Below are 25743 nucleotides of genomic sequence, written 5' to 3'. Positions count from 1 at the left end.
GAGTGCGCTACTCGGCCGCGGCGCGGATGCCCGGCATGTCGGGAAAGGTGCAGATGACGGTCGTGCCCTTGTCCTTGCCGGTTTCGATGCGGACGCTGCCGCCATGCAGCTCGACGAAGCTCTTGACGATCGACAGTCCGAGCCCGGCGCCGCGCCGGCGGCCGCCATTGGCGCGCGGCTCGAAGCGGCGGAACACCGAGTCAAGCACGTCGGGCGGCATGCCGGGTCCATCGTCATGGACCGAGAATTCCACACCGTCCGCCAACTGACGGCAGGCGAGCCGGATGGCGCTGGCCTCCGGCGCGTAGTTGGCGGCGTTGCTGAGCAGGTTGTAGAGGATCTGGCGGATGCGGATTTCGTCGCCGTGGAAGGTCTTCGGCGCCGCCGCGGCATCGACCTCGAGCCTGATTGAATGCTCTTCCAGCCGGTCGGCAACCAGCTCGGCGGCGGCGGCGATCGTGCGGTCGACATGGACCTCGGAAATGTCGAGCTGCATGATGCCGGCATCGACCGTGGCAAGGTCGAGTATGTCGTTGACGATGGTCAAAAGCACCGAGGACGACGAGCCGACATGCTCGACATATTCGCGCTGCTTCTGCGTCAGCGGACCGGTGACCGGCAGCGACAGCAGTTCGGTGAAGCCGATGATGTTGGTCAGCGGCGAGCGCAGTTCGTAGGACACGTGCTGGACGAATTCGTTCTTGAGCTGGTCGGATTTCTCCAGCGCCTCGTTCTTGTCCTTGAGCGCGCGTTCGACACGGACGCTGTCGGTAACGTCGACGAAGGTCATCATCACCTGCCCGTTGGGCAGGGGGATCACGGCGTAGCGCAGCACGGTGCCGTTGTTGAGCTCGGTCTGACCGTGGCGGTCGCGGCGCTCGTCGTCGAAGCCGGTGATGGCGGCGACGAAGCCGCCCCACGGGCTGTCGATCGCTTGCAGGTCGCAAAGCTCACGGATTGCGGAAACATGGACATTGGGCCGGGCGGTTTCGGCGTCCAGGCCCCACAAAGTAGCAAATGCCGGGTTCGACAGACGCAGCCTGCCGTCGGGACCGAACACCGCCACGCCTTCGGCGAGGTTGTCGAGTGTTTCGCCCTGGACCCGCACCGCGGTGCGGTAGCGGCTTTCGAGGTCCATCTTCTCGGTCAGGTTCTCGAACACCCAGGTGACGCCGCCCTTGGGCTGCGGGTTGGCGACGACGCGGATGGTCTTGCCGTCGGGCAGGTGCCACCAATGCTCCTGCGATTCCACCGCGCGGTAGGCGCCGAGCAGGCCTTCCTTCCAGCGACGCCACTCCGGCTGCTCGGCGATCTTGCCCTCGCTGCGCAGCCGATCCAGCAGCAAAGCGTTATCGGGCGCGCTGTGCAGGAAGCCTGCATCGAGGCCCCAGAGCTTCTGGAAAGCCTGGTTGAAGAAGCGCAGCTTCTCGTCGGTGTCGAAGATCGCGACCGCCGTGTTGAGCTGGTCGAGCGTGTCGGCGTGGCTGCGCACGGTGCGCTCATATTCGCTGCGGATCGTTTCGATGGCGCTGGTGTCGCAGGCAAGCCCGGCCGAACCGTCGGCGCCGGCGAAATCGGTCACCGCGAAAACGCGGCGGTCGCCTTCGATCACCGTGGAAAGCGTCTGTTCGAAGACCGGGTGCGACTTGTGCTGGGCAGCGATCGCGTCGCGCGCTTGGCCGCCGAGGAATTCCTTGGCGTCGCGGACGGCCATCTCCGCGCTTTCGGCCTCGACCGCTTCGGCATAGGCCCGGTTCACCCATCTCAGGCGGCCGTCCTCGCCGCGCAGCCATGCCGGCATCTTCAGCGCCTCGAGCAGGCCGATCATCGTATCATGGTCGGCGGCCAGCCGCTGGTTTTCGATCTTCAGCCGGGCTTGGCTGCGTTGCGTCTCGGAAAGAGAAACGAACCGCACCAGCACATGCGCCGCGCTCTTGCGGCCATGCACTTCCAGCGGAGCGCCGGTCTGCGTTTCGATGACGAGGTCGAAGGACACGGCTCTTTCGCGCAGCCCCGCGACGGCATGCTCGAGTGCCGCAGCCGAGCGCGGCATCAGCCAGCGGCCGAAGGCAAGGAAGGCGGCCCGCTCCTCGGGCGCGCCGCTTTCGACCGGCAGCGTGCCGATGAGCTCGGGTTTCTTGTTCTCCGAGGCCCAGACGACGACACGCTGGTCGCGCAAGTTGAGCAGCGCCTCCGAACGGCGCAGCGCCGCGTTGATGTCCGCGATGCGGCTCCTGAGCTCGACATTTTCGGCCGAGGTGCGCGCTCTCTCCCGGATCAGAACGATCGCCGACAGGAATGCCGCTCCCATCACTCCGACAAAGACGGCAAGCTGCACGACCTCGACCGTGCTCACCGATACGCCGGCGGCCTCCGCACCAGCAGCCTGGGCATGGGCCACCGTGCCGGCCAAAGGCCAGCCAAGTGCGGAGCCGGCAAGGAACAGTCCGGCGCGCGCGCGCCATGAAGGGCGCCCGCCTCGCGTGGCGGTGCCGGTAGTCCTCGAATCGTCATGGCCGCCGGAAACGGCCCGTCCCGCGTAAAGCGGGTTATCCCCCGGCATGTCTTGGTCCTCTTCGCCGCCTGAATGCAAGACCGCCCTGATGCGTACGCCGGTCCTCGTCCCCGGACCGCGAATCACAACAATAGCGCCTGCTGGAATCGGCGTGAAGAATCATTCGGCGCAAAAATAAAGCCGGGCGAAAAGTCAATCGCCCGGCGTCAATATCTGGTAGTAAATTCAGCTTTGGTTAATAGCGGTAGTGTTCCGGCTTGAACGGACCCTGCGGGGTCACGCCGATATAGGCTGCCTGTTCGCCCGACAGTTCGGTCAGGCGAGCGCCGAGCTTGTCGAGATGCAGGCGCGCGACCTTCTCGTCGAGATGCTTGGGCAGCACGTAGACCTGGTTCTGGTACTGCTCGCCCTTGGTGAACAGCTCGATCTGCGCCAGCACCTGGTTGGTGAAGGATGCCGACATGACGAAGCTCGGATGGCCGGTGGCGTTGCCGAGGTTGAGCAGGCGGCCTTCCGACAGCAAGATCATGCGCTTGCCATCGGGGAAGGTGATCATGTCGACCTGAGGCTTGACGTTGGTCCATTTCAGGTTGCGCAGCGATGCCACCTGGATCTCGTTGTCGAAGTGACCGATGTTGCCGACGATCACCATGTCCTTCATCGAACGCATGTGGTCGAGGGTGACGACATCCTTGTTGCCGGTGGTGGTGATGACGATGTCGGCGGTGGGTGCGGCATCTTCGAGCGTGACGACCTCGAAGCCGTCCATCGCCGCCTGCAGGGCGCAGATCGGATCGACCTCGGTGACCTTGACGCGGGCGCCGGCGCCCTTCAGCGAGGCGGACGAGCCCTTGCCGACGTCGCCATAGCCGCAGACGACGGCGACCTTGCCGGCCATCATGGTGTCGGTGCCGCGGCGGATGCCGTCGACCAGCGATTCCTTACAGCCATATTTATTGTCGAATTTCGACTTGGTGACGGAGTCGTTGACATTGATGGCCGGGAAAGGCAGGAAGCCCTTCTTCTGCAGCTGGTAGAGCCTGTTGACGCCGGTGGTCGTCTCTTCGGTGACGCCCCGGATCGCTTCCTTCTGCTTGGTGAAGAAGCCGGGCGAAGCCTTCATGCGCTTCTTGACCTGGGCATAGAAATATTCCTCCTCCTCGCTGTGCGGATTGGACAGCACGTCCTCGCCGGCCTCGGCGCGCGCGCCGATCAGGATGTACATGGTGGCGTCGCCGCCATCATCGAGGATCATGTTGGAGGTGCCGCCGTCGGCCCACTGGAAAATCCTGTCGGTGTAGTCCCAGTACTGCTCAAGCGTCTCGCCCTTAACGGCGAAGACCGGGATGCCGGCCTCGGCGATGGCAGCAGCCGCATGGTCCTGGGTCGAGAAGATGTTGCAGGAAGCCCAGCGTATATCGGCACCGAGCGCCTTCAGCGTCTCGATCAACACCGCGGTCTGGATGGTCATGTGCAGCGAGCCGGTGATGCGCGCGCCCTTGAGCGGCTTCTTGGAGCCGAATTCCTCGCGGCAGGCCATCAGGCCCGGCATTTCGGTTTCGGCGATCTCGATTTCCTTGCGGCCCCAGCCGGCAAGCGAGATGTCGGCGACCACATAGTCCTTGCTACCCGTCATGGCAGTGCTCCGATGCGAATTGTTACGCTATTGAATTGTTTGCGGATGCGCCCGCGCCGGCAGGCGCGTCGAAGGGCGCGAATTGCCCGCCTGACTAGCAGATCGGCGTCAAGACGACAATGGGATATAAAGAAATCTTTATCCCTGCATGTCTTTCATGCGGAGGTAAAGGATCAGCATTCCTCGCCGAAGCGGGACGCGACCAGCTGCTCCAGCGCATTCATGACCTCAAGCGCTTCGGGACCGCTGGCGGTGACGCGAATCGAATAGCCCGGACTTGCCGCCAGCATCATCAGGCCCATGATCGAGGTGCCGCCGACCTTGACGCCGTCCTTCTCGACATGGACCGATGCGTTGTAGCCGCTGGCGAGCTGTACGAACTTGGCCGAGGCGCGCGCGTGCAGGCCGCGCTGGTTGACGATCGGAAATTCACGGACGATCTGGTCCTTTTCCGACGACATCGTGCTCATTTGCTGCTCAGGAGCTGGCTGGCGACATTGATGTATTTGCGCCCCGCCGCCTGCGCCTCGTCGAGGGCCGCCGCCATGTTGTCGCTCTTGCGGATCGAGGAGAGCTTGATCAGCATCGGCAAATTCATGCCGGCGATCACCTCGGTGCGGCCGGACTCCATCACGGAAATGGCAAGGTTCGAAGGCGTGCCGCCGAACATGTCGGTCAACACGATCACGCCCGCCCCGGTGTCGACACGGGCAACGGCGTCGACGATGTCGCGCCGGCGCTGCTCCATATCGTCGTCAGCCCCGATCGCCACGGTTTCGAAATTGTCTTGTGGCCCGACGACATGTTCCACGGCATGTCGGAACTCGGTGGCCAGTTGACCGTGCGTTACAAGCACGAGTCCGATCATTCTTTGGTGGCTCCCGTCATCGCCGCTTCACAGGCGCATTTTATGCTCGCCAGCCATTCCAGGCGGCGGGAGCGCTATCTTGTCGACGCGCGGCTCGTTGACAAGCCCAAAATTGCGCCGGCCCATGCCATTTTGACGCATTGCAGCAAAAAACCCGGTCGCATCATAGAAAAGGCGCGATCGACAGATGCGCCATCACGGCGGGCAAGGCAGCGGCAATATTGCGTTCCGCAACGTCAATCCGCGGCACCAGGCAGCCGGCGATGGTGTCGTCGGCATCCTCCTGAAAGCGTGCTACTTCGCCGGCCGGCAAAAGCCTGACATGCAGATCGATGACGGCACCCGCTTCAAACGGCACGGATCGCGGACCAAGCCCGGGCACCTCGACCAGGCCCTCGATCGCGGCGGGCGCGCGGCACACCAGCCGTCCCGCATGTGCCATGACGAAAAGCTGGTCGTCGCCGACGAGCCGTGAGAACAAGCCTCGCGGGTGGCAATGGTCAATGAGCGCCAGCGCCAGCGTCGTCTTGCCCGAACCGGATGCGCCGCTGACGAGAACGCCGCGCTCGCCGATCAGGATGGCCGTTGCGTGGATGTTTTCAGGCTGCATGAGCGTGCCCGCTTGTGTATTTCGGAAATCCTGATCCAACGCCGTCATCCCGAGGATCTGCAGGCCTTCCAATAGTGTTCGCACCATAGCCACGCTGTGCGGCGGGTCCTCGAGACAAGCCCGAGGATGACGGCCGTAAGGCCGCGATATCCGGGATCATTTTTGCATGAGGCATGATCTGATCCGAAAACCGGTTCCCACTTTTCGGGATCATGCTTCGGCCGGCAGCGTAACCACGAAGCGGGCGCCCTTGATCTCGCCTGGCTTGGTGCCGGGGATGTTCTCGGCGGTCAGCGTGCCGCCATGGGCCTCGACGATCTGCCTGGATATCGACAGGCCAAGGCCTGAATTCTGGCCGAACGCCTCGCCGGCGGGCCGGTCGGTGTAGAAGCGTTCGAAGATGCGATCGATGTTGTCGGCGCGGATGCCGGGACCATTGTCATCGACGGTGAGGATGTTGAACTTGCCGGTGCGCGCCAGCGACAGGATGATGTGGCCGCGCTCCTCTGGCACGAAGGAGCGGGCGTTCTCGATCAGGTTGGTGATGACCTGGCCGATGCGCAGGTCGTGGCCGACGACGAAATAGCCTTTGACGCCCTGCGGCAGCTTGGCGACCCTGAGCTCGATCTCGACCGCCTTCTTGTTGCGCGTCGTTTCACGCGAGACGGCGACGAGGTCGGTGATGAACTTCTTCAGGTCCACGGTCCCCGCGTCATCCCGCGCCAGCTCGGCGTCGAGACGGGAGGCATCCGAAATGTCGGTGATGAGACGGTCCAGCCGCCTGACGTCGTGCTGGATGATCTCCATCAGCCGGCTGCGCGAATTGTCGTTCTTGGCCAGCGGCAAGGTCTCCACCGCGCTGCGCAGCGAGGTCAGCGGGTTCTTCAATTCATGGGAAACATCGGCGGCGAAGCTCTCGATCGCCTCGATGCGCGCATAGAGCGCGTTCGTCATGTCGCGCACGGCAATCGACAGATTGCCGATCTCGTCCTGACGGTCGGAGAAATCAGGAATTTCCTCGCGGCTCTTGACGCCGCGCCGTACCCGCACGGCCGCCGCCGACAGCCGGCGCAGCGGATTGGCGATGGTGGAGGCCAGAAGCATCGACAGGATGGCGGTGACGAGCGCCGCGATGCCAAAGACGCGCAGGATCGCCTTGCGTTCGGCGGCGACGATCTTGTCGATGTCGCCGCCTTCGGTCGACAGCATCAACACGCCGAGAACGGCGCGGAAGCGCTGGATCGGCACCGCGACGGAAACGATCTGCTCGCCCTGTTCGCTGATCCGGACGATGGTCGACGGGCTGCCGGTCAGCGCCTTGACCACTTCCGGGAAGGCGGCGCCATTGCCGCCCGGCTGCTCGTGATAGACCGGCAGATCGGTGTTGCGGAAGAAGTCGAAGATGAACTTCTGGATGCGTTCGACAAGGTCGGGCTCTTCCTCGTCGACCGGGGGCAGATCGTACCGAAGGATCTGGCCGCGCGAATAGAGATGGCGCGAATCGAGCAGCAAATTGGCGTCGCGGTCGTAGATGCGGGCGCGGGTGCGGGTCGGCGAGATCAGCCGGCGCAGCACCGGGGCGACGCGTTCAGGATTGATCGGGAAATCCAGATTGTCGAGCTGGTCGGAGCCCGGTCCCAGGCTTTCGCCGGCCTGCAGCTCAAGCAGCTTTTCCGGATCGATGCTGATCGAATCGGTCTCGACCGTCGCCGAGGCAGCGATCGCGCCGGCGATGATCTCGCCCTGGGTCATGAGGCTTTCGACGCGGGCGTCGATCAGCCCGTCGCGGAAGGTGTTGAGATAGAGAATGCCGGTGACCAGGACTGCGAGGCCGGCGAGATTGAGGAAGAGGATACGCCGCGTCAGGCTGGAAAAGATGTGATGGCCGAGGAAGCGGCGCATGGGCACGGTGAGCTTCGACAGGAACGCGGGCATGATGCGCGCCGGCCGCCTTGCAACGCCCGCCGATCTGCTCCGCTGTGCTTCCACTGCCATCGAACAGCAGTTCCCTGCTTAGTATTAGTGAGTAGCGGGTAGCGAATAGAGAAATGGTTGGCTGAGATCGCGGCGATGCACGGGTGGCCGCTCGCACCATTCAAAACTGACTACCGACTATTCTCTATTGCCTACCCGCCTATTCACGCCTCGCGGAACCGGTATCCGACTCCGTAAAGGGTTTCGATCATCTCGAAGTCGTCGTCGACGGCCTTGAACTTCTTGCGCAGCCGCTTGATGTGGCTGTCGATGGTACGGTCGTCAACATAGACCTGCTCATCATAAGCCGAATCCATCAGCGCATCACGACTTTTTACGACGCCGGGGCGCTGTGCCAGCGAATGCAGGATCAGGAATTCGGTGACGGTGAGCGTCACCGGTTCCCCCTTCCAGGTGCAGGTGTGGCGTTCCTGGTCCATGACGAGCTGGCCGCGCTCGAGCGAGCGCGCCTGCTGGCTGGGCGCTTTTGCCGCGGCCTCACGGGCGCTGGCACGACGCAACACCGCGCGCACCCGCTCGACCAGCAAACGCTGCGAGAAGGGTTTGCGGATGAAGTCGTCGGCGCCCATCTTGAGGCCGAACAGCTCGTCGATCTCGTCGTCCTTGGAGGTCAGGAAGATGACCGGCAGGTCGGATTTCTGGCGCATCCGGCGCAAGAGTTCCATGCCGTCCATGCGCGGCATCTTGATGTCGAGGATGGCGAGATTCGGCGGGCGCGCCGCCAGGCCTTCCAGCGCGGACGCACCATCCGTGTAGGTTTCGACGCGATAGCCTTCCGATTCGAGGGCGATCGACACCGAGGTCAGAATGTTGCGGTCGTCATCGACAAGCGCGATTGTTGCCATTTCAAGCGGCTCCCTCATGAGCTGTCCCTTCTTTGGTAGAGAAGGGGCTTTTGCAGGACAAATTAGGTACAAAATGTGGCATAGGCCTTCGCCGCTGTCACGGGCGGCATGCCGGCGGCCACGATCGCACCTCGATATGGATTGGACGAACCAGCGCCGCCAATCCTTTGGGCAACCACGAAACTTTTTGCACATATAAACGATTTAAACAACTTTCAAAATATTTAAATCGATTAATGATTTGATATCATTCGGCTTTTCTGGTTCTGACCATCTAAGCTCGCGTAGTGGGCGTGCCGGAAAGGCGCCGGCAAAGATGCGGCAAATCGGAGAAGGGTCACCCATGTCGGAAGTCGGCAAACGCAATCCTGCCTGCGCGATCGATCGTATCGGTCTCAGAATCTCTGGCCTGGTGCGCTACAATTTCGGGGCGGCCGCCCTCTACGAGGAATCGATCAGGCGCGGCGAAGCGCGGCTGACCGCGCACGGCGCGCTGGTCGCCGAAACAGGCCAGCACACCGGCCGTTCGCCCAAGGACAAGTTCGTCGTCCGCGACGGCGCCACCGAGCATGACATCTGGTGGGACAACAACAAGGCGATCTCGCCGGAGCAGTTCGAGACGCTGTTCGAAGAGTTCCGGGCGCACGCCGCGGACAAGGATCTCTACGTGCAGGACCTGGTGGGCGGCGCAGACCATGAGCTGAAGCTGCCCACCAGGGTCATCACCGAGTTTGCCTGGCATTCGCTGTTCATCCGTAACCTGCTGATCCGTCCGGAAGCCGCGGAGCTCGACCATTTCGTGCCCGAGATGACGATCATCGACCTGCCCTCCTTCCGCGCCGACCCCGCCCGCCACGGCACCCGCACTGAAACCGTGATCGCCGTCGACCTCACCCGCAAGATCGTCCTGATCGGCGGCACTTCCTATGCCGGCGAGATGAAGAAATCGGTGTTCACAATGCTGAACTACCTGCTGCCGGCCAAGGGCGTGATGCCGATGCACTGCTCGGCCAATGAGGGCCCTGGCGGCGACGCCGCGATTTTCTTCGGCCTGTCGGGCACCGGCAAGACGACGCTGTCGGCCGATCCGTCGCGCACGCTGATCGGCGACGACGAGCACGGCTGGGGGCCGCACGGCATCTTCAATTTCGAAGGCGGCTGCTATGCCAAGACCATCAAGCTGTCGGCGGAAGCGGAGCCTGAGATTTTCGCCACCACGCAGCGCTTCGGCACGGTGCTGGAGAACGTCGTTCTCGACGCCCATGGCGTGCCGGATTTCGACGACGGCCGGCTCACCGAGAACACGCGCTGCGCCTATCCGCTCGACTTCATACCCAATGCCAGCAAGACGGGGCGCGCCGGCCATCCCCGGAACATCATCATGCTGACCGCCGACGCTTTCGGCGTGATGCCGCCGATCGCACGACTGACCCCGGCGCAGGCGATGTATCATTTCCTGTCCGGCTACACGGCCAAGGTGGCCGGAACGGAGAAGGGCGTGACCGAGCCCGAAGCGACGTTCTCGACCTGTTTCGGCGCGCCGTTCATGCCGCGCCATCCCTCGGAATATGGCAATCTGCTGCGCGAGCTGATCGCGCAGCACGGTGCCGATTGCTGGCTGGTCAACACCGGCTGGACTGGCGGCGCCTACGGCACAGGCAGGCGGATGCCGATCAAGGCGACGCGCGCGCTGCTTGCCGCGGCACTCGACGGCTCTCTGAAGACGACCGGTTTCCGTACCGACGCCAATTTCGGTTTCGAGGTGCCGGTGGCGGTGCCGGGCGTCGACGCCGCCATCCTCGACCCGCGATCAACCTGGGCCGACAAATCCGCTTATGACCGGCAAGCGGCAAGGCTGGTCGGCATGTTCGCCGTCAATTTCGAGAAGTTCGAAAACCATGTCGACGCCTCCGTCCTCGGCGCGGCGCCGCACATGCGGGAAGCGGCGGAATAATCGCCCGCCAGGCTCAGCCATCCTCGCAAGGCCCGGTCCCGATCGGGCCTTTTCTTTTTTCGTGCGCCGCGCCATGACTGCGGCATGACGAGCGACGACACAATCATCATTGCCGACGATGCCGTGATCCATCCGGGTGATCTGCACGAGGATTTCATCCGCTCCTCCGGCCCCGGCGGGCAGAACGTCAACAAGGTGGCGACGGCGGTGCAGCTGCGCTTCGATGCACGCAACGCACCCGGCCTGTCGGAGCGCGTGCGCGAACGCACGATCAGGCTTGCCGGCCAGCGCGCCACCAAGGACGGCGTCATCGTCATCGAAGCCGGACGCTTCCGCACGCAGGAGCAGAACCGGGCGGATGCACGGGCGCGGCTGACGGCGCTGGTCGCCAAGGCGGCCGAGCCGCCACCGCCGCCGCGCAAGAAGACGAGACCGTCGAAAGGCGCGGTCGAACGGCGGCTGAAGAGCAAGGCCGGACGCGGCACCATCAAGAAACTGCGCGGCCGGGTAGAGAACGAATAAGCAACACACCAATCGCGCGCGTGAACCCGCTTTCAATTTCGCTTTGCAGATGCAAGGTTTACTCATTGCCACAGCAAGGAGACCTGGAAATGGGTATGTTCGATTTCGTCAAGAGCGTCGGCAAAAAGCTCGGCATAGGCGGTGACGAGGAAGCGGCACCCAGCGCCGACACGCTCAAGAAAGAACTCGATTCGCACAAGCTCGGTACCGACGGCGTGCAGGTCGTCGTCCAGGGCGACACGGCGGTGCTGAAGGGCGTGGTCAAGGACCAGTCGGTTTTCGAAAAGGCGGTCATCGCCGTCGGCAACACGCTAGGCGTCTCCAAGGTGCAGGCGGACGAGTTGCAGGTCGCGCCGGCCTCCGGTTCGGCGGCGGCCGCGGCCAAGGAACCGACCTTCTACACCGTCCAGAAGGGCGACAATCTCTGGAAGATCGCCGAGAAAAGCTATGGCAAGGGCAAGGGCGCCAAGAACACGGTCATCTTCGAGGCCAACAAGCCGATGCTGACCCATCCCGACAAGATCTATCCGGGGCAGGTCCTTCGCATTCCAGACCTCACCTGATCAAGGGAGACGCGAATTTTTCGGGAACGGCGGCTTTCGGGTCGCCGTTTTCATTTTCAGATGGCATGCTCGAACCGACGAAACGGAGCTAGCGACCGACCTCATGCTCGTTCTGCCCAATGGCGTCCGCCACATGCCGGCCTATCTGTCCCGCGACGTGCAGGAGGCGCTGGTGGAGGATGTGAGAGGCATCGTCCAGCAGGCGCCGCTATTCGTGCCGGCCATGCCGCGCACCGGCAAGGAAATGAGCGTGCGCATGACCAATTGCGGTCCGCTCGGCTGGGTCACCGACAAGGAACGCGGCTATCGCTACCAGCCGATGCACCCGGTGACAGGGACGCCGTGGCCGCTGATCCCTGATGTGCTGATGCGGTTGTGGCGAGAGGTCTCGGCCTACCCGCATCCGCCGCAGGCATGCCTGGTCAATTTCTACGCGGCGGATGCGAAGATGGGCCTGCATCAGGACCGCGACGAGGAGGATTTCTCAGCACCCGTCGTCTCGGTCTCGCTGGGCGACGACTGCCTGTTCAGGGTCGGCCAGACGACGCGCGAGGGGGCGACCCGGTCGTTCAGGCTGAAGAGCGGCGACGTCGTCGTGCTCGGCGGCGAGGGACGCCTCTGCTTCCACGGCGTCGACCGCATCTATCCCTCGACCTCGGCGCTGCTGAAAAATGGCGGCAGGATCAATCTGACGCTGCGGCGGGTGACGAGGGGTCAGTGAGCACTGCTGCGCCGCGCATAGACCTCGATGTAGTCTCCTAGCGCGATCTCTTCGTAATTGCTCATCAAGGCCTGGAAGTCAGCGTTCTGACGCATCCAGGTAGTCCATATTGGAGGATAAGTCGCCGCCAACGACAACACGGATTTCTTCTTGTCCAAGCGATCGACAAGGATGATGTCCGGCTTGTTGTCGCGGATCAAGGAGTTGACATAAAGCGTATAGTTGTCGAGGTCGTGCCGCGCTATTCGTTCGTCTTCGCCGTGATAGTTGCCTTTCATCAAACCCCAAAGCGCATGGGCGCCAACCCAATCATGAGCGTAGGCTGAAAGCCAGCGGCCATTGACCATCCTCGCCAGCGGATTCCCGACGGAAAGATCCGAACTGACCTGAACAATGGACGGCGAGGAGTATCGGGCCTTGATTGCATCGACCAGGCTCTTTTCCGGCATCTGGTAAAACTGGTGGTGCGTTACCGTGAGAGCGACAACCACGGCAAAGGCGGCGCTAGAATGAAGTCTTGCATTGGCGCGCTCCGAAGCCGCTTCTTCTCCTGAAAGCGCGAGCACTTTTTGCCGTCGCGATGCAACAGCCAACAGCATCGCAACCAGCAACGCAAGCTGATACGGATACTGGTGATTGGGCCAATATTTGCCAAGATATGCCATTGAGACAAAGAAGCCTGCGCCACTTGTTACCGCAATTGCCACATCACTTCGCCAAGCAGATTTCCGCATCTGGAAGGCTATAAAAACGACGAACACCGCAAAGGTCGGCAGCGCCAACAGAATATTTATGTTGGCCCGCAGACTGACATAGTAGCGCATCAGCAAAGGCAAGAATGTATCAAGAAATTCTGGGAACCATATTCGCACGCTGGCGAGATACCCCGTGCAGATCGCGCCTATGACGATATTCTCAACAGTCAGGCAGGCCAGAAGCGACCGCCTTCGCCAGGCGATGACAACATAAGGCAGTGCGATGCCAAGTGCCCAGTGGGGCTTAACGAGCAGCAACACGCTTGCCGCCAGCCCAACGGTGAATGCAAGTGCAAATGGTATATGCTGGCCTGGACTATCGTTAGAACGCCACATCATCAGGAACAGCATCGGCATGAACAGCATCATACCGATATGCTCGCGTTGTCCGAAAATATTCCCTGGCATGATCAGAAGCAGAACCGCGAGCATGGGATAGACCCACTGGGTTCTGAGATCGACAAAGATCCTGCCTTTCTCGATCACAAGGGCCGACAACAAAATCGAAACGACGAAGATAAGATAGATGAAATATTCGATCACCAATTCCGGCGAAATTCCCAACCTATGGGACAACCACACTGGTCCGATATACAGAGCGACCGAAAAAGGCGGGTTGGTTTCTAAAATGTCGACATAGAGTTTCTGACCAGAAAAAATCTTCTCGCAGATAATGATTATCCAACTCACATCGGTGTTGTCACCCGCTGTCCAAGGCATGAAAAAGGAGATCACGACGACCAGTCCAACGAGCGAGAATTGCCGCAGACTGCCGATACGGTACTGGGATGCGACCATCGCATCGAACGTTCTTGCGCCCGACAAGCTCATATGATTGCCTCTAAAAGGACGAGCCTCCGCAAAAGATTAAAGGTCATGATCGAAACTGGGACAGAGGCATAGCTGCTTGCGATCCCATTAAGATTGCATCGGAAACTAGCTCGGATAGCCTAAAGTGCCGTTAATCGCGCCAGCTAAAGCTTCCTGAGCGCCACTTCCTCGACGAGGTGGTCGGCGCCTTTGCGTAAGATCAAGTCGGCGCGGGCGCGTGTCGGCAGGATGTTTTCGCGCAGGTTCTTCAGGTTGATGTTGGTCCACAGGCCTTCGGCAATCGCCCGCGCTGAATCCTCCGACAGTTGCGAATAGCGATGGAAGAACGATTCCGGATTGCGGAAAGCGGTCTCGCGCAGCCGCATGAAGCGGGAAATGTACCATTCGTGGATCAGCTTCTCGTCGGCATCGATGTAGATGGCGAAGTCGAAGAAGTCGGACAGGAAAGGCACGATCTTGCCGTCCTGCGGCAGCTTGCCCGGCTGCAGCACATTGATGCCCTCGAAGATCAGGATGTCGGGCCGGTCGATGGTGACGAACTCGCCGGGGATGACGTCATAGGTGAGGTGCGAATAGACCGGCGCGCGGATATCGGGCAGCGCCGACTTGATGCCCGAGAGGAAGCGCAGCAGCGCGCCCACGTCGTAGCTGTCGGGAAAGCCCTTGCGCTCCATCAGGTTTTCGCGGCGCAGCACCTCGTTGGGCAGCAGGAAACCGTCGGTGGTGATGAGATCGACCTTGGGGCTGGACGGCCAGCGCGCGAGCAGCTCCTTCAGCACGCGCGCCGTGGTCGATTTGCCGACCGCGACCGAACCGGCGATGCCGATGATGAAGGGCGTCTTGACCACGTCCGAGGCGTTGAAGAAAGCCTGGCGCTGGCGGAACAGCAACTGGCTGGCCTCGACATGCGCCGACAGAAGCCGCGACAGCGACAGATAGATGCGCTTGACCTCTTCGAGATCGATTGGATCGTTCAGCGAACGCAGGCGGCGGAATTCATCCTCGCTCAGCGTCAGCGGCGTGTCGGCGCGGAATTGCGACCATTGCTCGGCCGAGAAAAAGCGAAAGGGGGAATATTTCTCGGTCGGTGCGAGCTGATCCATCGAGATTCCTGCCCTCCTCGCGGTCAGCGCTTGGACCGTGACGCCTTCTCGGCGATACCCGAACGCCCGGTGCGGCTTTCGAGCTCCCTAAGCACGTCGTCCAACGGCACACCCGAAATGCCGAGGACGACGAGCCAATGATATATAAGATCGGCACTTTCCGAAACGAGCGCCTGTTTGTCACTCTTGATGGCGGCAATCACCGTCTCGACCGCCTCTTCGCCGAGCTTCTGCGCCGCCTTCTCGATGCCGCGCGCGTAAAGCTTGGCGGTCCACGAGTCCGGATCGCCGGAATGGGCGCGTTCGCTGACGATTGTCTCCAGGTCGGAGAGTGAAAACCCGGTCATGGCGCCTTGGCCCTGTTTCTTAGCCGCAAGCCTCTAGGGCCGATCGCCCGAGGAGTCCAGCCGCATCGGCAGGCCGGCTTGCGCCATATGGGCCTTGGCCTCGGCGATCGTATAGGTGCCGAAATGGAAGATGGAGGCCGCCAGCACGGCACCTGCATGACCGTCGCGAATGCCTTCGACCATATGGTCGAGCGTGCCGACACCGCCCGAAGCGATTACCGGGGCGCGCACCGCGTCCGATACCGCGCGGGTCAGCGCGATGTCGTAACCGGCCTTGGTGCCGTCGCGGTCCATCGAGGTCAACAGGATCTCGCCGGCACCGCGATCGACCATTTTCCGGGCGAATTCGATCGCATCCATGCCGGTTTTTTCCCGTCCGCCGTGGGTGAATATCTCCCAGCGGTCGGCCTCGCTGGCGCCCGACACTTTCTTGGCGTCGATGGCGACGACGATGCACTGGTTGCCGAACTTGTCGGCGGCCTCGGCGACGAAATCCGGGTTCTTGACCGCCGCCGTGTTGATCGACACCTTGTCGGCGCCGGCCAGGAGCAATTTCCGGATATCGGCGACCTGGCGTACGCCGCCGCCGACGGTGAGCGGCATGAAACATTGCTCGGCCGTGCGGGCGACGACATCGAAGATGGTCTCGCGATTGTCCGATGACGCGGTAATGTCGAGGAAGCAAAGCTCGTCGGCGCCGGCCGCGTCATAGGCCTTGGCGGCCTCGACAGGATCGCCGGCATCGACGAGATCGACGAAGTTGACCCCCTTGACGACGCGGCCGCCCTTGACGTCGAGACAGGGGATGACGCGGGCTTTCAGCATCAGCGGCCTTCTATCGTGGCTATGAGATCGTTGAGCAGCTGCCCGACCAGCGGCGGCACATCGGCCTGCGCATCGAAAGCCGGATCGTAGGCGGAAACGGTGATGCCGACGATCGGCACCGCAAGCGCCATAGCGCAGGTCGCGTCGCGCAATTGTTCCGGGTTCGGCCCGCCCGGCGCTACATAGCGGTTGGCCTGCAGCGCCTCAGGGTCGTGCACGTCGAGATCGAGATGCAAGTGCACGCGTTTAGCGCCGGCGACCTTGAGTTTTTCGGTTGCCGCTGCCGCTCCCGGACATTCCGTGCGGATCACCGGCAATGCCTCCAGAAGCTGTTTCTCGTCCGGGTCGAGATCGCGAGCGTTGACGAGCACGCAGCGCGACGGATCGATCGGCTGGAAGCCGGGAATGGCCGCCGCCATCGGGCGCCAGCACAGGCCAAGCACGGTGGCCAGCGCCATGCCGTCGAGAAACCCGTATATGGATGTGTCGGGCGTGTTGAGGTCGCCGTGCTGGTCGGCCCAGATGATCGCGTCGGCGCCTTCGCCGGCGACCGCGCCGGCTGATGTCAGGCAGTTTCCGGCCAGCACGATGGGAAAGCGTCCCCTGTCGCGGGCAATGCGGACCTCGCCCGAAACGGCATTGCAGACAGCGAAACCGGTGGCGATCTCACGCTCCTGGGCATCGCCGACCTTGCCGATGTCCTCGACCGCGACATCGTGGCCGGCCATGGTCAAGGCTTCGACCAGTCCGCCCGCAATCAGCGCGTCCGGCCCCTGCCCCATGCCGCCATGATAATGGCCGCTGTCATAGGAGGCCAGGATGATCGAGACTTTCAAGATCGCATCTCCACCGGGGGCGCGCCTTTCAGGATCGCCAATGCTTCGGCCGGGTCGATACGGCCGTCGTAAAGCGCACGGCCGGAGATCGCCCCTTCGAGCTTTTGCGCGTCGGGCATGGTCATGCGCACGATGTCGGCGATCGAGGCGAGGCCGCCAGAGGCGATGACGGGGATCGACACGGCGTCGGCGAGGCTGATCGTGGAATCCCAGTTGATGCCGGTCAGCACGCCATCGCGGTCGATGTCGGTGTAGATGATGGCGGCGACGCCGGCGCCTTCGAATTTCCTGGCTAGCTCAACGACGCCGAGGCTCGACGCTTCGGCCCAGCCCTCGACCGCCACCTTGCCGCCCTTGGCGTCGATGCCGACGGCGACCCTGCCCGGAAAGGCCTTGCAGGCCTGCCTGACCAGGTCCGGATCGCGCACGGCCACGGTGCCGAGAATGACACGGGCAAGCCCGCGGTCGAGCCAATCCTCGATCTGCTCGAGCGTGCGGATGCCGCCGCCGAGCTGCACCGGGTTCTTGGTCGCCTTGAGGATGGCGCCGACCGCGGCGCTGTTGACGCTCTGACCCTGGAAGGCGCCATTGAGGTCGACGACATGCAGCCATTCGAAGCCCTGCTCTTCAAATGCCTTTGCCTGGGCGGCCGGGTCGTCGTTGTAGATGGTCGCGGTCGCCATGTCGCCGTGCCTGAGGCGCACGCACTGGCCGTCCTTGAGGTCGATTGCCGGAAACAGGATCATTTTCTCAGGCGCCTTCGACAATGACAAAATGGCCGGTCGAGGCGGCAAGCCGGAATTTAGAGGCCTGCTGATATTCCGGCGAATGATAGCATTCGACCGCCCTGGCGTAGGATTCGAACTCGACCAAGACGTGGCGGTTGCCGGTTGGCCCTTCCGGGCTCTCGTGGCGTCCCGCCCGCACGACGAATTTCGCGCCGTACTTGGCGAAGGCAACGGCATTCGCCTCGATATACCGCTTGTACAGATCGGGATCGCGAACATCGATCATCGCCATCCAATAGCCCTTCTTGCTCATGGCTTCTCAAGGCCTCCAGCGCAGGAAATTGGTGATCAGGGCGAGGCCCAGCGCCTGGCTCTTCTCTGGGTGGAACTGCGTGCCGACGAGATTGTCGCGGGCGACGGTCGCCGTTACCGGGCCGCCATAGTCGGCGATCGCCAGCACCTCGTCGGGCTTGCGCGCATCGAGATGATAGGAATGGACGAAATAGGCGTGCAGGCCGGTTGGCCCGGTTGGAACGCCGGAGAACAGCGGATGCTTGCGCATCAGCTCGATCGTGTTCCAGCCGATCTGCGGGATCTTCAGTGCCGGATCGGCCGGCGCGATCTCCTTCACGTCACCTGATATCCAGCCAAAGCCATCGGTGATCGTCTTTTCGAGGCCCCGCTGGGACATCAGCTGCATGCCGACGCAGATGCCGAGGAATGGACGCCCCTTGGCGATGGCGACTTCCTCGACAGCTTCCCACATGCCGGGGACGGCACGCAGTCCGGCGGCGCAATCGGCATAGGCGCCGACCCCGGGCAGCACGATGCGATCGGCCGTGCGCACCCGCTCGGCGTCGGCCGTCAGATCAATGCCGGCGGCGATGCCCGCCTCGCGCGCCGCGCGCTCGAAGGCCTTGGTGGCCGAGCGCAAATTGCCCGAGCCGTAATCGATGATCGCAACGCGCATGTCAGCGTCTTCCCGGAATGTGGGTCAGCCCCAGCGCCATGCCCGGCTGCGCCGGGCGCGCCAGGGCGGCGTCCGGCACCATGCGCGGCACAGGCTCGGCTCCATCCGCATGCCGCTCGGCCTCCAGGGCAAAGCGCGCATCGGCATCGTCGAGCCAACCGGCTTCGACCACCCCCCATTCGCGCCAGCCGCGGCGGCGGAGCGCCGCGATGCGCAGCGCCTGCCCTTCCAAGCCGACATAGAGCGAGACAAGCAGGGACAGCAGCGAACCAGCCAACCCGAGACCGAGCCTTTCGCCAAGCATCGAAAGCACCGCCATGACAATGAAGGTGAGTGCCGCTTCGATCCACAGCCGATGCCAGGCGAACCACAGCGGCGGCACCAGCAGGCCGAGCCAGGTGAAGCCGTCGCGGACAAGCGCCGTCGCATCTGCCTTTTCGCCAGGGCCCGGCGGTTCCATCACCACATAGCTGGCCATGACCTATCCCTTCAACGATCCCTTGGTGGAGGGAACCGCGTCCGGCTGGCGCGGATCGCGCTCCAGTGCTGTCCGCAGCGCACGCGCCACCGCCTTGAAGCAGGTTTCGGCAATGTGGTGGTTGTTGGCGCCATAGTGATTGGTGACATGCAGCGTGATGCCGGCGTTCTGTGCCAGCGCCTGGAAGAACTCGCGCACGAGTTCGGTGTCGAAGGTGCCGATCTTGGGCGAGGAAAACGAAACGTTCCACACCAGGAAGGGACGGCCGGAGACATCGATCGCCGCGCGCGTCAGCGTCTCGTCCATGGCAAGATCGATCGAGGCATAGCGCATGATGCCGCGCCGCTCGCCCAGCGCCTTGGCCAGCGCCTGGCCGAGCGCGATGCCGGTGTCCTCGACCGTGTGGTGGTCGTCTATGTGCAGGTCGCCCGTGGCCCGAACGGTCATGTCGATCAGCGAATGGCGCGCAAGCTGGTCGAGCATATGATCGAAGAAGCCGACGCCGGTCACGATGTCCGATTTGCCGGAGCCGTCGACATGGACCGACACGGCGATGTCGGTTTCCCTGGTCTTGCGGCTGATTTCGGCGGAACGGGGCGACATGGCCTTGTCCTTGTCCGTGAGTTTAAGCGCTTCAGGCGTTCGCCTGCTTGAAAACGAAAGCCTTCTAGCAGCATGATCCGGCGATTGCCAGTTGCCATCCGGGTCGGTATCGAGCGTTTGCAATCACCGCCCCCATGCATACATATGGGCCGATCAAAGTCACTCGTACCGCGCCGATCGCCTTTTTAGGAATGGCGCGAATCGGAGCAGCAAATGTCCAATGAACTGACCATGCACGCCACGACCATCGTGACGGTACGCAAGGGCAACAAGGTGGTGATCGCCGGCGACGGCCAGGTCAGCCTTGGCCAGACCATCATGAAGGGCAATGCCAGAAAGGTGCGCCGCATCGGCAAGGGCGGAAACGTGATCGCCGGTTTCGCCGGCGCCACGGCGGACGCCTTCACGCTTCTGGAGCGGCTCGAAGCCAAGCTCGAACAATATCCCGACCAGTTGACGCGCGCCTGCGTCGAACTCGCCAAGGACTGGCGCACCGACCGCTATCTGCGCCGGCTGGAAGCGATGATGCTGGTGGCCGACAAGTCGGTCTCGCTGGCGCTGACCGGCACCGGCGACGTGCTCGAGCCCGAGCATGGCGTCATGGCCATCGGTTCAGGCGGCAACTATGCGCTGGCTGCGGCCCGCGCCTTGATGGACAGCGACAAGGATGCCGAGGAGATCGCGCGCAAGGCGATGCAGATCGCCTCCGACATCTGCGTCTACACCAATAACAATTTCGTCGTCGAAACACTCGATGCCGCCTGAAACAGGCCGGCGTCCATGATCCCGATCCGAAAGACCGCGCAAGCGAAAAATGGAGGCCGGCTTCGGAGAAGATCATGGAAAGACACGACCATAGCTACGATTTTCGGCCGGTGACCCAGAAGGACCTGCCGATGATCGCCGGCTGGCTCGCCGAACCGCATGTCGCTCAGTGGTGGGACGATCCCGAGACGGAAATCGCCGAGATTCGCGATCATATCGATTCGATTTCCGTCGAGCCGCTGATCGTGGAACTCGACGGCACGCCGATCGCTTACCTGCAAAGCTACGATCCACACCTGGAAGAAGACCACCCTTATGCCGACCAGCCGTTCGGGACGCTCGGCATCGACCTGTCGATCGGCCGGCCGGAACTGGTCGGCATCGGCCATGGTTCGGCGATCGTGCGGCAGTTCGTCGAGCAGTTGTTCGAGGAAGGCGTGCCGCGCGTCATCATCGATCCCGACCCATCCAATGGACGCGCCATCCGCGCCTATGAAAAGGCGGGATTCCGGACAATTGATCGCCGGCAATCCAGATATGGCGACGTCTTGCTGATGGCAATCGATGCGCACGAGAGGCAAGCGGGCGACACGGAAGCGGGGAACTGACGGATGAACGCAGTTGGCGAGGACAGAACGCTCTCGGCCTATGAAGACAGCTGGCGGATGGGGCTTCTGCTCGTGCTCGCCCTGGTCATCTTCCAGGCTGGAGCCCTCTATGGCATGGGGCATCCGCCGATCTGCACCTGCGGCTATGTCAAGCTCTGGCACGGCGTGGTGAACAGTTCCGAGAATTCCCAGCATATATCGGACTGGTACACGTTCTCGCACATCATCCACGGTTTCCTGTTCTATGCGCTGGCCAGGTTCCTGTTTCCGCGATCGCCGGTCGGCTTAAGGCTGGCTTTCGCCGTCTTCATAGAGGGCGGCTGGGAGCTGATCGAGAACAGCCCGTTCATCATAGAGCGCTACCGCGCCGGCACCATCTCGCTCGACTATTACGGCGACAGCATCATCAATTCGGTGTCCGATACACTGGCCATGGTGCTGGGATTTGTGATGGCGCGAAGGCTACCTATATGGGTGATCGTCAGCCTCGCCATCCTTTTCGAACTGGGTACGGGCTACCTTATCCGGGACAATCTGACACTCAACGTGATCATGCTGCTGCATCCGTTCGAGGCCATCAAGCAGTGGCAAAGTGGAATTTAGTGATATGAGCACATTTTCTCCCCGCGAAATCGTTTCGGAACTCGACCGCTTCATCATCGGCCAGAAGGACGCCAAGCGTGCCGTGGCCATCGCCTTGCGCAACCGCTGGCGCCGCCAGCAGCTGGAAGGCCAGATGCGCGAAGAGGTGATGCCGAAGAACATCCTCATGATCGGGCCGACCGGCGTCGGCAAGACCGAAATCTCGCGCCGCCTGGCGCGGCTGGCCGGTGCGCCCTTCGTCAAGGTCGAGGCGACCAAATTCACCGAGGTCGGCTATGTCGGCCGCGATGTCGAGCAGATCGTGCGCGACCTCGTCGAGGTCGCCATCGGCCTGGTGCGCGAGAAGATGCGTGAGGACGTCAAGGCGCGCGCCCATGTCAACGCCGAGGAACGCGTGCTGGAGGCGCTGGTCGGCAAGACTGCCAGCCCTGCCACGCGCGATTCCTTCCGCAAGAAGCTGCGCGAGGGCGAACTCGACGACAAGGAGATCGAGATCGAAGTGGCCGACACCGGCAATGGCGGCATGCCCGGTTTCGAGATTCCCGGCATGCCGGGCGCCAATATCGGCGTGCTCAACATCAACGACATGCTGTCGAAGGCGATGGGCGGCAAGAAGACCAAATTGCGCAAGACGACGGTGAAGGAATCCTACGACCTGCTGGTCAACGACGAGTCCGACAAGCTGCTCGACCAGGACGAGGTGGTGCGCCGGGCGCTGGACGCCGCGGAAAATGACGGCATCGTCTTCCTCGACGAGATCGACAAGATCGCGGCCCGGTCGGACATCTCCGGCGGCCCTTCGCGCGAAGGCGTGCAGCGCGACTTGCTGCCGCTGGTCGAAGGCACCACGGTGGCGACCAAATATGGACCGCTGAAGACCGACCACATCCTGTTCATCGCGTCGGGTGCGTTCCACGTCTCGAAGCCGTCCGACCTCTTGCCAGAGCTGCAGGGCCGCCTGCCGATCCGCGTCGAATTGCGCGCCCTGGAGAAGGAGGACTTCGTCCGCATCCTGACCGAGACGGAAGCGAGCCTGATCAAGCAGTATATCGCGCTGATGAAGACCGAAGGCGTCGACCTGACCTTCACCGACGACGCCATCGATTCGCTGGCCGGCATCGCCGTCGACCTCAACGCCAGCGTCGAGAATATCGGCGCAAGGCGTTTGCAGACGGTGATGGAGCGCGTGCTGGACGAGATCTCCTACGACGCGCCGGACCGCAACGGCACTGCGGTGACCATCGACGCCGCCTATGTGGAGAAACATGTCGGCGACTTGTCGAGGAACACCGATCTGTCGCGCTTCATTCTTTGAGCAGGCGCGCGCCGGATCGTTCCGGCGCCTGTCGGGCGAATGGATCATGTGTGGCCGGATGGTATCATTCGGCCACCTTTCGTTCTGCCGAGCGCAGGGCCGCTCTCGACTCGACCAGGAGCTTTACCTAGTTTGCGCGGCAATTCTCTAGGCGGCGGGGCGCATGAAAAAACTCATCCCAGTCATTCTCGGCTTGACGCTGGCGGCAACGCTGTTCGGCGCCGACGCGGCAACCCTGGTGCCGCCGGGAAACCGCAATGCCGAGCAGCCCAGCATTCCGGGAGCCTCGAGCCGGCGCACGCAGGCCACCAACACCACGTTCCAGGCAAAATACCGCAAGGTCTACGCGCTGCTGCAGAACGACGCCGACCTGCGCGGCAAGATCAAGAAGGCGGCAAGCGTCTACGGCATCGATCCAATGCACATTGTCGGCGCCATCGTCGGCGAGCACACCTACAATGTCGACGCCTACGACCGGCTGCAGACCTACTACGTCAAGGCGATCTCCTATCTCTCCAGCAAGCTGTCCTTCGCCTATGATGGCGAGGACATCACGGATTTCGTGCAGCGGCCGGAATTCAGGAAATGCGCCGGAATGTCCGACAGTTACGATTTGTGGGAATGCCGCGAGCAGGTGTGGAACCGTTCGTTCCGCGGCAAGACCGTCGGCGGCGAGGATTTCCCCAACGACCGTTTCGGCGCCACTTTCTTCCAACCCTACTATGCCGGCCAGACCTTTGGTCTCGGCCAACTCAATCCGCTGACCGCGCTCCAGATGAGCGATCTCGTGCACAAGGTTTCCGGCCTGCCCAAGCTCGACGTCGGCGATCCCAATGCGGTCTACAAGACCATCATGGATCCCGACCTGACGCTGCCCTACGTTGCCGCGACGATCCGGAAATCGATCGACGCCTATAAGAGCATCGCCGGCTTCGACATTTCGGGCAATCCGGGCCTGACCGCCACGCTCTACAATGTCGGCAATCCCGAGCAACGCGCCTATGCGCTGAAGGCGGAGAACGACAAGCGCAGCGCCGCCGGCGAGCCGGTGAAGCTGCCGGCGGAGAATTATTACGGCTGGCTGGTCAATGACAAACTACCGGAGCTGAAGGCGCTGTTTTAGGGAGCTCAGGCGCGCTGACGTTAATTTGCCAACGCCTGCGCCGCAGACCCTGACAATTGGCGTTGCATCCTACGCCGCCAGCAGCGACTTCAATTTCACCGCCTGCGAACCGAGCGCTTCCGGCGCCGGCCTCGCCCGTTTGCCGATCAGCATCTCCGCCAGCCTGATATCGCGGGCGACCGCATTGCCCGGCCCGATGCCGCTGGCGGCCACCAGCCTGCCGTCCTCGGCAAGATGAAAGAGGATGAAGGCGTGCTCGCCGAGATCGCGGCGCACCGTGCTGCGGCCTTCGTCGGAAAGCCCCGCGATCTGCAGGGACAGGCCGTATTGATCCGACCAGAACCACGGCACCGCCGCATGTGCTTCGCCGGCGCCGAGCATGTTTTTTGCCGCCAGCGCGCCTTGTTCCTGGGCGTTGCGCCAGGCCTCCAGCCGCACGCGACGGCCGCCATAGACGGCAAGCGGGAACGAACAGCAATCGCCGGCAGCGAAGATGTCGGGGTCGCTGCTGCGCAGTTCGGCGTCGACTGATATGCCGTTGTCGATGGCCAGTCCCGCTTCGGCGGCAAGAGCCGTCACCGGCACGGCGCCGATGCCGATGATGGTGAGATCGGCGAGGATTTCGCGGCCGCCGGCAAGCGCGATGCGCACCTGCCTGCCGTCGTCGGCGATCAAGGCAATGCCTTCGCCGCACGCTATGTCGACGCCTTCGGCGACGTGGGTGTCATGGACGACCTTGGCTATCTCGGCCGGTACGCCGCGCATCAGGATACGCGGCTGCGCCTCGATGACGGCGACCGCAGCACCGAGCTTGCGGGCCGCCGCGGCGAGCTCGAGGCCGATGAAGCCGCCGCCGATGACGGCAATGCGGTTACCCGCCTTGAGATGGGCGCGGATGGCCAGCGCATCGGCGAAGGTCCTGAGGTAGACGCAGCGCCCGCCAAGGCCGGGCATCGGCAGTTTGCGCGGCGTCGAGCCGGTCGCCAGCAGCAGCTTGTCGTAGGGCAGGACCGAACCGTCCGACAGGCGCACAGTATGCGCGGCGCGATCGATCGCTGCAGCCTGAATGGAATGGATATGCCGGATGGACTTTTCGGCGAGGATCTCGTCGCTGGCGATCGCCTTGATCTCGGGCACGCCGCCGGCCATGGCGTCCTTGGACAGAGGCGGCCGTTCATAGGGTAGATGCGGCTCGTCGCCGACCAGCGTCACCGGTCCCTCATAGCCGAGGTCACGCAATGCAAGCGCTGCCCGGCCGCCGCATTCCCCGGCGCCGATGATGACCATTCCGCGCGTCATACCGGTCATCCGATCTGGACGAGGACGCTGCCGGCCTCGACCTTGACCGGATAGGTCCTGAGGTTGACGCAGGCCGGCGCACCCTTGGCCTGGCCTGTCTTGTAGTTGAAGCGGCCATTGTGCTTGGGGCATTCGATGATGTCGTCCATGACGAGCCCGTCGGCGAGATGCACCTTTTCGTGCGTGCAAAGGCCGTCGGTGGCGAAAAACTCGTCATCGGGGCTGCGATAGATGGCGTAGCTGCGGCCGCCGTGATCGAACCGCATCACATCTTCTTCGTCGATGTCTCCCACGGCACAGGCCTCGACCCAGTCGCTCATACATT

General features: G+C 62.8%; 28 protein-coding genes. 9 read left to right on the top strand and 19 right to left on the bottom strand.

Annotated elements, in window-relative coordinates; genetic code table 11:
• Positions 1 to 7: 7 nt before the first annotated feature.
• The 7 genes from LB545_RS04995 to LB545_RS04965 form a co-directional block, all read right to left on the bottom strand.
• A complete protein-coding gene (locus LB545_RS04995) occupies positions 8 to 2563 on the bottom strand; it encodes a sensor histidine kinase (RefSeq protein WP_140491175.1) in 2556 nt (851 codons plus the stop codon).
• A gap of 187 nt (positions 2564 to 2750) precedes the next feature.
• Complete coding sequence (gene ahcY / locus LB545_RS04990; RefSeq protein ID WP_140491177.1) at positions 2751 to 4151, bottom strand: adenosylhomocysteinase; 1401 nt, start codon at positions 4149 to 4151, stop codon at positions 2751 to 2753.
• Between the two features lie 173 nt (positions 4152 to 4324).
• Positions 4325 to 4621 (bottom strand): HPr family phosphocarrier protein, encoded by a 297-nt coding sequence (locus LB545_RS04985; RefSeq protein WP_140491179.1) that lies wholly within the window; start codon positions 4619 to 4621, stop codon positions 4325 to 4327.
• Positions 4618 to 5019, bottom strand: coding sequence for a PTS sugar transporter subunit IIA (locus tag LB545_RS04980; protein WP_140628767.1), 402 nt, complete (start codon positions 5017 to 5019; stop codon positions 4618 to 4620). The genes LB545_RS04985 and LB545_RS04980 overlap by 4 nt, the downstream gene beginning before the upstream one ends.
• A gap of 163 nt (positions 5020 to 5182) precedes the next feature.
• The gene (locus LB545_RS04975) at positions 5183 to 5629 is read right to left on the bottom strand and encodes an HPr kinase/phosphorylase (protein ID WP_140524428.1); all 447 of its coding nucleotides are present in this window, start codon (positions 5627 to 5629) and stop codon (positions 5183 to 5185) included.
• A 210-nt stretch (positions 5630 to 5839) separates the two neighbouring features.
• Positions 5840 to 7624 (bottom strand): sensor histidine kinase, encoded by a 1785-nt coding sequence (locus LB545_RS04970; protein WP_140491185.1) that lies wholly within the window; start codon positions 7622 to 7624, stop codon positions 5840 to 5842.
• A 143-nt stretch (positions 7625 to 7767) separates the two neighbouring features.
• Complete coding sequence (locus LB545_RS04965; RefSeq protein ID WP_010912942.1) at positions 7768 to 8469, bottom strand: response regulator transcription factor; 702 nt, start codon at positions 8467 to 8469, stop codon at positions 7768 to 7770.
• A 343-nt stretch (positions 8470 to 8812) separates the two neighbouring features.
• On the opposite strand from LB545_RS04965, the gene LB545_RS04960 reads away from it, so the two are divergent.
• The 4 genes from LB545_RS04960 to LB545_RS04945 all read left to right on the top strand — a co-directional run bounded on the left by LB545_RS04960 (position 8813) and on the right by LB545_RS04945 (position 12229).
• Positions 8813 to 10423, top strand: coding sequence for a phosphoenolpyruvate carboxykinase (locus LB545_RS04960; RefSeq protein ID WP_224704548.1), 1611 nt, complete (start codon positions 8813 to 8815; stop codon positions 10421 to 10423).
• An 84-nt stretch (positions 10424 to 10507) separates the two neighbouring features.
• The gene (gene arfB, locus LB545_RS04955) at positions 10508 to 10945 is read left to right on the top strand and encodes an alternative ribosome rescue aminoacyl-tRNA hydrolase ArfB (protein WP_224704547.1); all 438 of its coding nucleotides are present in this window, start codon (positions 10508 to 10510) and stop codon (positions 10943 to 10945) included.
• Between the two features lie 89 nt (positions 10946 to 11034).
• Positions 11035 to 11508, top strand: coding sequence for a peptidoglycan-binding protein LysM (gene lysM / locus LB545_RS04950; protein WP_140491191.1), 474 nt, complete (start codon positions 11035 to 11037; stop codon positions 11506 to 11508).
• A 103-nt stretch (positions 11509 to 11611) separates the two neighbouring features.
• A complete protein-coding gene (locus LB545_RS04945) occupies positions 11612 to 12229 on the top strand; it encodes an alpha-ketoglutarate-dependent dioxygenase AlkB family protein (RefSeq protein ID WP_224704546.1) in 618 nt (205 codons plus the stop codon).
• Here LB545_RS04945 and LB545_RS04940 read toward each other — a convergent pair.
• The 10 genes from LB545_RS04940 to hisB form a co-directional block, all read right to left on the bottom strand.
• Positions 12223 to 13815 carry a hypothetical protein gene (locus tag LB545_RS04940; RefSeq protein ID WP_224704545.1) on the bottom strand — a complete coding sequence of 531 codons (1593 nt, stop codon included), beginning with the start codon at positions 13813 to 13815 and terminating at the stop codon, positions 12223 to 12225. The genes LB545_RS04945 and LB545_RS04940 overlap by 7 nt on opposite strands.
• A gap of 143 nt (positions 13816 to 13958) precedes the next feature.
• Positions 13959 to 14918: a type I pantothenate kinase gene (gene coaA, locus LB545_RS04935; protein ID WP_140491197.1), complete on the bottom strand. Its 960-nt coding sequence runs from the start codon at positions 14916 to 14918 to the stop codon at positions 13959 to 13961.
• Positions 14919 to 14941: 23 nt separating this feature from the next.
• Positions 14942 to 15265, bottom strand: a complete 324-nt coding sequence (locus tag LB545_RS04930) for a phosphoribosyl-ATP diphosphatase (RefSeq protein WP_140554568.1) — start codon at positions 15263 to 15265, stop codon at positions 14942 to 14944.
• Positions 15266 to 15298: 33 nt separating this feature from the next.
• On the bottom strand, positions 15299 to 16093 hold the full coding sequence (gene hisF, locus LB545_RS04925; protein ID WP_181170860.1) for an imidazole glycerol phosphate synthase subunit HisF: 795 nt from the start codon (positions 16091 to 16093) through the stop codon (positions 15299 to 15301).
• Positions 16090 to 16926, bottom strand: a complete 837-nt coding sequence (locus LB545_RS04920; RefSeq protein ID WP_140563527.1) for an arginase family protein — start codon at positions 16924 to 16926, stop codon at positions 16090 to 16092. The genes hisF and LB545_RS04920 overlap by 4 nt, the downstream gene beginning before the upstream one ends.
• Positions 16923 to 17672: a 1-(5-phosphoribosyl)-5-[(5-phosphoribosylamino)methylideneamino]imidazole-4-carboxamide isomerase gene (hisA, locus tag LB545_RS04915; protein ID WP_224704543.1), complete on the bottom strand. Its 750-nt coding sequence runs from the start codon at positions 17670 to 17672 to the stop codon at positions 16923 to 16925. The genes LB545_RS04920 and hisA overlap by 4 nt, the downstream gene beginning before the upstream one ends.
• A 4-nt stretch (positions 17673 to 17676) precedes the next feature.
• Positions 17677 to 17967, bottom strand: coding sequence for a DUF1330 domain-containing protein (locus LB545_RS04910; RefSeq protein ID WP_140524112.1), 291 nt, complete (start codon positions 17965 to 17967; stop codon positions 17677 to 17679).
• A 6-nt stretch (positions 17968 to 17973) separates the two neighbouring features.
• Positions 17974 to 18624: an imidazole glycerol phosphate synthase subunit HisH gene (gene hisH / locus LB545_RS04905; RefSeq protein WP_140524114.1), complete on the bottom strand. Its 651-nt coding sequence runs from the start codon at positions 18622 to 18624 to the stop codon at positions 17974 to 17976.
• Position 18625: 1 nt separating this feature from the next.
• Positions 18626 to 19102: a DUF2628 domain-containing protein gene (locus LB545_RS04900; RefSeq protein ID WP_140524116.1), complete on the bottom strand. Its 477-nt coding sequence runs from the start codon at positions 19100 to 19102 to the stop codon at positions 18626 to 18628.
• Between the two features lie 3 nt (positions 19103 to 19105).
• A complete protein-coding gene (hisB, locus tag LB545_RS04895) occupies positions 19106 to 19705 on the bottom strand; it encodes an imidazoleglycerol-phosphate dehydratase HisB (protein WP_140625509.1) in 600 nt (199 codons plus the stop codon).
• A 213-nt stretch (positions 19706 to 19918) separates the two neighbouring features.
• Here hisB and hslV point away from each other — a divergent pair, with 213 nt between their 5' ends.
• From hslV to LB545_RS04870, 5 genes are all read left to right on the top strand, one after another.
• Positions 19919 to 20470 carry an ATP-dependent protease subunit HslV gene (hslV, locus tag LB545_RS04890; protein ID WP_140524119.1) on the top strand — a complete coding sequence of 184 codons (552 nt, stop codon included), beginning with the start codon at positions 19919 to 19921 and terminating at the stop codon, positions 20468 to 20470.
• 74 nt (positions 20471 to 20544) lie between these two features.
• The gene (locus LB545_RS04885) at positions 20545 to 21078 is read left to right on the top strand and encodes a GNAT family N-acetyltransferase (protein WP_224704540.1); all 534 of its coding nucleotides are present in this window, start codon (positions 20545 to 20547) and stop codon (positions 21076 to 21078) included.
• Between the two features lie 3 nt (positions 21079 to 21081).
• Positions 21082 to 21681, top strand: coding sequence for a DUF2585 domain-containing protein (locus LB545_RS04880; protein WP_140491219.1), 600 nt, complete (start codon positions 21082 to 21084; stop codon positions 21679 to 21681).
• A 4-nt stretch (positions 21682 to 21685) separates the two neighbouring features.
• Positions 21686 to 22996: an ATP-dependent protease ATPase subunit HslU gene (gene hslU / locus LB545_RS04875; protein WP_140517738.1), complete on the top strand. Its 1311-nt coding sequence runs from the start codon at positions 21686 to 21688 to the stop codon at positions 22994 to 22996.
• A 163-nt stretch (positions 22997 to 23159) separates the two neighbouring features.
• Entirely contained in the window at positions 23160 to 24119 is a 960-nt protein-coding gene (locus tag LB545_RS04870) for a DUF1402 family protein (protein ID WP_140899266.1), read from the top strand.
• A 69-nt stretch (positions 24120 to 24188) separates the two neighbouring features.
• Here LB545_RS04870 and LB545_RS04865 read toward each other — a convergent pair whose 3' ends face one another.
• Both LB545_RS04865 and LB545_RS04860 read right to left on the bottom strand, forming a co-directional pair.
• Positions 24189 to 25427: an NAD(P)/FAD-dependent oxidoreductase gene (locus LB545_RS04865; RefSeq protein WP_224704538.1), complete on the bottom strand. Its 1239-nt coding sequence runs from the start codon at positions 25425 to 25427 to the stop codon at positions 24189 to 24191.
• Positions 25424 to 25738 (bottom strand): MocE family 2Fe-2S type ferredoxin, encoded by a 315-nt coding sequence (locus LB545_RS04860; protein WP_140491227.1) that lies wholly within the window; start codon positions 25736 to 25738, stop codon positions 25424 to 25426. The genes LB545_RS04865 and LB545_RS04860 overlap by 4 nt, the downstream gene beginning before the upstream one ends.
• Positions 25739 to 25743 lie beyond the last annotated feature (5 nt).

The organism is Mesorhizobium sp. BR1-1-6 (assembly GCF_020165355.1).
In the GTDB taxonomy this organism is placed as follows: Bacteria; Pseudomonadota; Alphaproteobacteria; order Rhizobiales; family Rhizobiaceae; genus Mesorhizobium.
Note: the sequence above shows the minus strand (reverse complement) of the source record. Positions and strands in the feature narration are given on the sequence as shown.